Annotated in this window: 3 protein-coding genes and 1 pseudogene; all 4 read right to left on the bottom strand. The window is 36.2% G+C overall.

Annotated elements, in window-relative coordinates; all coding sequences use genetic code 11:
* Positions 1-776, bottom strand: a pseudogene (locus ACFXN8_RS23680) (GGDEF domain-containing protein); the annotation flags it as partial.
* Between the two features lie 173 nt (positions 777-949).
* Positions 950-1,663 carry a pseudouridine synthase gene (locus ACFXN8_RS23685; RefSeq protein WP_386847938.1) on the bottom strand — a complete coding sequence of 238 codons (714 nt, stop codon included), beginning with the start codon at positions 1,661-1,663 and terminating at the stop codon, positions 950-952.
* Positions 1,664-1,672: 9 nt separating this feature from the next.
* Positions 1,673-3,286: a putative polysaccharide biosynthesis protein gene (locus ACFXN8_RS23690; protein ID WP_376077843.1), complete on the bottom strand. Its 1,614-nt coding sequence runs from the start codon at positions 3,284-3,286 to the stop codon at positions 1,673-1,675.
* 504 nt (positions 3,287-3,790) lie between these two features.
* Entirely contained in the window at positions 3,791-5,638 is a 1,848-nt protein-coding gene (gene asnB / locus ACFXN8_RS23695) for an asparagine synthase (glutamine-hydrolyzing) (protein ID WP_386847940.1), read from the bottom strand.
* Positions 5,639-5,945: the final 307 nt, after the last annotated feature.

Below are 5,945 nucleotides of genomic sequence, written 5' to 3' on the forward strand. Positions count from 1 at the left end.
CCATTTTTAAACGCCTTTTGATATTCCGTTGGCTCCATCGTATTTTTTGCTAGCTCAAAATGCTCTTGAAATATTTTCGATTGATCATTTACAGTTTTACGAGATTTAGAATCACCAAAGAAAACCCCTCCCGCAGTTATCGTTTGTACTTCTAACAAATCAGCATATTTATCAATTAGATAGTCAGCAGTCTTTCCGAAGTTAAAAGTTTGGAATACAGGATCTTCAAGTAAGTCTATCCCTACCTCGAACAAATATTTCTTGTCAGGTGTTGCTAGATAACCAAATTTTCGATATCCCCCAGTAGTTGTTGAAATATCAATACCATCACCATAGTATTTCCCGCTTACTCGACGTTCGTCTAGTAAAGTAGAAAAACGTGTGCAGCATTGAGAAAAATTTAAACCTTTATCTTTTTCAAAAGTTGTATAAATTACGGTATTTGATTGATCGAGTATGTACACATCCATTCCATGCTCGTTTTTTATTTTCTGCAAATCCCACTTTGCTATATGTGGGTTTTCTTCATAATATGTAATTAGTTTTCGTAGTAGTTCTTCCATTTTCTCAGAGAGATTTTTATCAAAATAATAATGTGCATTATCTACCGTTTGCATATCTGTCAGAATATGATTTTCAATTAATGTTCTATTCATGACTTCTTGTTTTTCGATATCCGCCGTTAGTATTTGCCTATTGAAATAAAAAATTACAGTAACAAGGATTAATGCAAAGGCAATTAAAGATATTAATAATTTAATTCTTAAGTTTTTCATTAACGTGTCCTCTACTTATTTTCACCATCATTTTTTCGAAACATTTAGTGATTTTTTAGTACCATAGACTAAATAGCTTTTCACCAAAGGTTACATCAATTATACAATTGCTGGTATAAGTATGTATATAAAAAATACCCCGATACTAATCGTCGTTAGCATCGAGGAATTCTTTAATCCCTATTTTGTAAGCAGGCTAGCTCTTCAGCCGTTAATTCTCGATATTCACCTAAATCTAGACTGTCATCTAACTTTAGGTTGCCCATTGATAGGCGTTTTAAATAGGTTACACGTTTTCCAACAGCCTCAAACATACGCTTCACCTGATGAAACTTTCCTTCTTGGATCGTTAACTCAATTTCTGATTGTTGAGCTGATATTAATATGATAAGCTCTCCCGGTTTGGTTACATAACCATCATCTAGCTCAACACCTTGAGCAAATTTCTCACAATCTTCCTCAGTCACAGTTCCTTCTATTTGTGCATAATAAACCTTTGGCACATGTTTTTTAGGAGACAATAAATTATGTGCTAACGCACCATCATTCGTTATTAGCAATAATCCCTCTGTATCTTTATCTAGGCGACCAACAGGGAAAGGCTCGAAATGCTGATGTAAAGGATCTAACAATTCGATGACAGTCTCATCTCGCAAATCTTCCGTAGCAGAAATAACGCCAGGAGGCTTATTCATCATAAAGTATACAAATTCTGTATAGTTCACACGTTCACCAAATACAGAGACATCCTGCTTGTCAGGATCAACATGTAATGCTGCATCCTTCGCATATGCGCCATCTACTGTCACTGCTTTTTGCTTTAGAAGCTGCTTAACTTCCTTGCGTGACCCGTAACCCATATTCGATAGTAATTTATCTAAACGCATTAGTACCTCCTATTTAAACCCCAGTTTGTTTGTAATTCTTGTCAATCGTTCACCGAGAAGCTTTTGTGCTAAGCCTAGGCGTAAAGACAAATAGCCATATACTGCTACACCTACTCCAGCACAAATAACAGAATAAACTAATGCAGAGAATTTACCACTTACTGGTCCCATTATTAACACTAAAAGTTTATGAACGATTAGTACACTTACCGCCATTGCCGCTGTCAAAAGTGAAATGAGCATGACACGACGAATAACCATTTCTGATTTGTAGTTCAGTGTTTTTCGTAGCACAAGCATATTAATGATAATTGAAACACTATAGCCAATAGCTGTAGCAAGAAGTGCGCCATCTGCCTCCATCAAACGAATTAAAGGAATATTAATCGATAGCTTGACTAAAATCCCAGATAATAAGCTGAGGACAATCCACTTTTGGAAATCAATGCCCTGTAAAAGAGCTGCCGTCACTTGGAATAATGCAAATAAAATAGCAACAGGTGCGTAATGGGCTAAAATCATAGCCCCCATCTCACTTTCAGTATAGAGCATAAAGTAAATTTCATTCGATAACAATGAAATCCCAACTACCGCAGGCAATGTAATAAAAATTAATATTTGATATGTTTTATCCATTGCATGTCGTAGCGATAAATATTCGCCTTGCGTAAAGTATTTTGTAATCGTCGGTACTAGTGCTGACGAAAAACCTGTAGCTAACATTACTGGGATAATGACAACCTTTTGTGTTGTAAAGTTAATCATTGATAAATACTTATCCGTTACTTCCGCTAAGCCTATAGATATCATAGCTCCATTAAACGTTAGCATATCCACTAATTGGAACAACGGATTGGCTACGCCTACAAATACCATAGGAATTGAATACGTAATTACTTCTTTATATATGTTGGACATTGGTAGCTGTGTAGACGTCACACTTTGACTTCGCAGTAAATCAAATTCAGGCTGATATTTCTTCCAATAATAATAAAGTACTAGCAACCCACCAATTGCCCCAATAAATGCAGCAAATACTGCAAAGGAAACAGCTGTTTCTGGTTTCCCTTTGAAAACTACCACAACTAAGAACGAACCACCCAATAACACAACAATACGAACAATTTGCTCTACTAACTGAGAAACTGCGGTAGGTTCCATTTTGTCATAGCCTTGGAAAAATCCACGCCAGAGACTCATAAATGGCACAACAATTAACGCAAAACTAACCCAGCGAATAACTGAAGCAATTTGCTCTACCGTAAATGCCTGTTCATCACTTTTAATAACAAGCCCCGCTATTGGCGTAGCTAATATAAAGAGAACAATAAACGCAGCTAATCCAGTACACATCATAATAAGTATGCCAGATTTCATAAGCTTGCGGCCTGATTGGTAATCACCCAATGCATTGTATTTAGAAACAAACTTGGATACGGCAATTGGCGCACCTGAGATGGCTATTGCTAGCATTATCGAATAGGGAATATATGCATATTGATAGAGAGCAACATTTTCCTCACCTACAATCGCATAAAAAGGAAAAATATAAATTAATCCGAGCACCTTCGATAAAAACATTCCCATTGTTAATATCGCAGTACCTTTCATTAAATTGGACATCGTACCCATCCATTCATCGTAAAATCAATATTTTCAATATCGTAACACTTATAAAATATTTGCTGTTAAAGGTGCTTGTTTCAGTACAAGCAGAGCAGTCGTTTTTCAAAGTATTCGACGTTTAACCTGCTTCTTAAGCAGTTCTTTCTGTTTCTTGAGTACTTTTACTGAGTACTTGAGCGGTTTCTTCCGCTACCCGAGCACTTTTACAGGATTGTTTTAAACGCTGTCATATCAATTATGCCTCGGCAAAATTGCGTCCGGAATCGGCTTTGTGCTTAGCAAAATTCAGCAAAACAACAAGAAAGCACATCATCGCAAAATATTAAATAAGTAAACCAATTGTAATTTTAACATATTTATAGGTATACAGACGCAGAAATACATTAAAAAGTTCTAGAAGCTCCATAAAAAATAGAGACTGGTCCTCCCTACTAAAAGTAGAAGGCTCAAAATAATCGGTGGAGATTACGAAAACCCCCACCGATTAAAGCTACTTCTCTATTACATATCTACGAAAAATTGTTTATACCATACTAAGAACACATAGGCTGTCCAAATATAACGTCCACGATTTGCTTTTCCTTCATAGTGCTCATCTAGATAGCCTACTAATTGTTTTGTATCAAAGAATTCATTAGCAAAGTCAGTTGTAAACATTTCTTTTACCAACTTGTAATACTTTTCTTCACGCAGCCAGTGGCGAATTGGCACTGGGAAGCCAAGCTTTGGACGTTTTGCCCATTCTTCAGGTAATTCCTGATGTGCAGCTTGACGAAGAACATATTTCGTATCAATGTCATTTACGCGATATTTTGATGGAATGTTTTTCGCTAATTCCATCACTTCTTTATCTAAAAATGGTACACGTAATTCAATAGAATGAGCCATACTCATTTTATCTGCTTTTAATAAAATATCACCTGGCATCCAAAGATTTAAATCAAGATACTGCATTTTAGTAACATCATCATCACCTGGAACTTCATCGTAAATACGTTTTGTAATCGATTTAACAGATGGACCATTTTTATAGTCTGATTTCAAGACATTTAATGCATCTTCTTCGTCCCATACAACCGCTTCCCCAATGAAGCGTTCTTCTACTGTTTGACCACCTTTAACGAGGAAGTTCGAATATTGATTTTTAGGTAACGCCTCTGCTATACCACGTAACGCTTTACGAATACCAAATGGGATTTTCTCATATTTTTGCATTTTACCAGAGTTTTGGTACCATGAGTAGCCACCAAAAATTTCATCCGCACCTTCACCTGAAAGTACTACTGTTACATCCTTCGATGCTAACTCAGAAAGGAAGTAAAGCGGTACAGAAGATGGGTTTGATTGTGGCTCGTCCATATGCCACTGAATTTTTGGTAATGCTTCAAAACACTCATCTGCCGAAATATATTTACGTTCATTTTGAATATTTAATGTATCCGATAAATCTTTTGCTAAATTTGTTTCATTAAACATATCCTCGTAGTCAGAGAAACCAACAGAGAAGGATTTATCAGGGCGTAATAATGAAGTAATATAACTTGAATCAATACCACCTGATAAGAAAGAACCAACCTTTACATCACTTATTTGATGCGCGTCTACTGATTCACTTACAGTCGTACGAATGTCTTCTACATATTTTTCAATTGGAGCTTCTTTGGCATGGAATTTTTTATCCCAATACTGCACAATTTGCTTTTGTCCATTTTGAATAAGCATATAGTGTGCTGGTTGTAATTTGTACACACCTTTAAAGAACGTTTCGTCCATTGAAGAATATTGGAACGTCAAATAAGGACGTAGCGCATTTTTATTTAATTCTTTAATAAATGATGGGTGTGGTAAAAATGATTTAATTTCTGAACCGAAAATAAAAGTACCATCTGTTGTGTTTTCTGTGTAATACAGTGGCTTAATACCAAAGCCATCACGAGCGATGAATTGTAAATCATTCTTTTTATCCCAAATACAGAATGCGAACATTCCGCGAAGCTTTTTGACAAAGTCTACTCCGTATTCAACATAACCATAAATAATAACTTCACTATCAGAGTGTGTTTTAAAGTTGTGACCTTTTTCAATCAAATCAGCACGTAGCTCTTGGAAGTTAAAGATCTCCCCATTAAATACGAGAACGATGTTACCATCTGCACTGTACAACGGCTGATTTGCCACGTCTGATAAGTCGATAATACTTAATCGACGGAATCCTAACGTTACTTTATCATCACTGTGAATCCCGCCGCTGTCTGGTCCACGGTGAATAATTGTATTCATCATATTTTCGATCGTTTGATGATGATCGATCACATTTGTTCCATTAATATAGCCTATAAATCCGCACATTCTATTTTTCACCTCATAATTTAGTGCATAACCTTTACCATAATAGCATGAAAAGACATTCATTTCATACCGACAATACATATAAAGTAAAACTTTCATCAGTGAATTTATTCTACACCGATTATTCGATCAACCAACGAGCTCTTTATCTCTCAATTATACTTGAATTTTCCATCTAAACTTTACACATGTAAGCTCTTCACCATAATGTAGGGTTGATTTCCGTTCCGACTGGGCGCTTTGCCGCTGACGCTTCGCTTTCGCGCAGAGCAGAGCTTCCTGGGGGCGTCCGATGAGCCGCTTCACT

Source organism: Lysinibacillus sp. NPDC059133 (assembly GCF_042755925.1).
GTDB lineage: Bacteria > Bacillota > Bacilli > Bacillales_A > Planococcaceae > Lysinibacillus.